The following is a 2108-nucleotide window of genomic DNA, read 5'->3' as shown; positions in this document are numbered from 1 at the left end:
GGCGGGGGGTGCACTGGCAGCGGCGGCGACCCCGTTCGCCGGTCCGGGCCACGAGCCGTCCCGGCCCGTGGCGGACCAGGGCCTGCCGCCCTCGGGGCCGGGGGCCGGGCCGGTGGAACCGTGCCCGGCGCCGTGGGAGTCGCGGGGGTCGCCGTAGCCGTCCGGGCCGCGGCCGGGGTCTGTCGTGCCGCTTTCGGTTCCGTCGGTGGAGCCGCCGTAGCCGTTCCCGGTGTCGGGGGACAACCCCGCCGGTCCGCGCATCTGGCCGGGCATGGCTCGGGGGGATCCCGGCGAGACGGCGCGGTTCTCGGCGCCGACGGGCGGATCCAGCCGCGGGCCCCAGGAGGGGCCGGAGGATTGTCCTGCCGGGCCGGCGGGCCGTGCCGGTGCTGGTGCCGGTGAGCGGGATGCTCCCGCCTGGCCGGTGGGCCCGGGGGCTCCGCCCGAGCCGGCGAACCCCGAGGCCTTGGAGGGACCGGGCGGGCCGGAGTAGCCACCGCCGCCCGGACCGGGACCCGCTGCGGGCCGCCCGCTGCCGCGACCAGATCCGCCCGCGGGAGCGACGGTGACCCGCCAGGCCCCGCCGAGTCTCTCCGCCAGCACCGTACAGAACAGCTCGGCGTTGTTCCCCTGCCCGAACATCCGGCCCATCGTCGGGGTGGCGAAGGCCAGCACGACCTCGTCGCCTCGAACGTCGGCAACGGTCGCGTGATCCTTCAGGATCGCATGCGTCTTCCGGCTGTGGCGGCCGGCGAGCACGAGAAGCTCGTCCCACAGCATCCGCAGGCCGGCGGCGTCGATCCGCCCGGTCCCGGGCGTGCCGGCCGTGCCCGGAACACCTGCCGGGCCCGAGGGGCGATCACCCGGCGTGAACGCGGGACCCGGCGAACCAGGCTGGGGGCCGGCCGCCGGTCGAGACACCGGTCCGGTCCGAGCGGGTGCCCGGACTGCCAGCGGCATGGGCTCCGGGTCCGCGGCGGGCGGGTGGACCGGCGCGGGAGCCCGGCCGACCGGCAGCGGGGACGGGGGGCCCGGCTCCGGTTCTTCCCCGCCGAGCACGGCCCGCCGTTCCAGCCGCTCCAACCGGGTGAGCAGCGCGGCCGGGTCGGTCGACGCCGTGGGCAGCAACGCACGGGCCATGATCAGTTCCAGCATCAGCCGTGGGCTTGCCGTCCCCCGCATCTCGACCAGGCCGTTGTGCAGGACGTCCGCCGTCCGGGACAGCTCGGCGGGGCCCATCCGGGTGGTCTGCGCCCGCATCCGGTCGATCTGGTCGGGGGAGAAGGATTCCAGCAGGCCGCGGGCGTCCGCGTCCGGAACGGCAGCCATCACGATCAGGTCACGGAACCGGTCGAGGAGATCGGTCGCGAACCGGCGCGGGTCGTGACCGGCGGAGACGACCTTGTCGACCACGGTGAACAGGGCCGCGCCGTCGCGGTCGGCCAGCGCGTCGACGGTCTCGTCCAGCAGGACGCCGTCGGTCATGCCGAGCAGCGCCACCGCCCGGTCGTAGCGCAGGCCGTCGTCGTCCGCGCCGGCCAGCAGCTGGTCGAGAACGGACAGCGAGTCGCGAACCGATCCGGCGCCCGCCCGCACGATCAGCGGCAACACGGCCGGATCGACGACGACCCCCTCCCGGGCGCAGACCGACGCCAGATGTTCGCGCAGCACGCCCGGCGGAACCAGCCGGAAGGCATAGTGGTGCGTCCGGGACCGGATGGTCGGGATGACCTTGTCCGGTTCGGTGGTGGCGAAGACGAACTTGAGGTACGGCGGGGGCTCCTCGACGACCTTCAGCAGCGCGTTGAACGCCGCCGCGGTCACCATGTGCGCCTCGTCCACCACGAAGACCTTGAACCGGGCCGACGCAGGGGCGAAGAACGCCCGCTCGCGCAGGTCGCGGGCGTCGTCGACGAGACCGTGCGACGCAGCGTCGATCTCCGTGACGTCCATCGAGGCGCCCGTCCGGATGCCCACGCACTCGTCGCACACCCCGCAGGGTTCAGGGGTCGGGCCCTGGACGCAGTTCAGCGAGGCGGCGAGGATCCGGGCGGAGGAGGTCTTGCCGCAACCCCGGGGGCCGCTGAAGAGATAGGCGTGGTGCAGCC

The 2108-nt window shown here is 75.0% G+C and carries 1 protein-coding gene; it reads right to left on the bottom strand.

Features of this window, described 5'->3' with window-relative positions:
• A partial coding sequence (locus AC08ON_RS08155; RefSeq protein ID WP_476616727.1) for a DNA polymerase III subunit gamma and tau occupies window positions 1-2108 on the bottom strand: 2108 nt, incomplete at both ends.

It is taken from the genome of Frankia sp. CoWAU3 (assembly GCF_977971855.1).
This window is presented reverse-complemented; position numbering and strand designations above follow the sequence as displayed.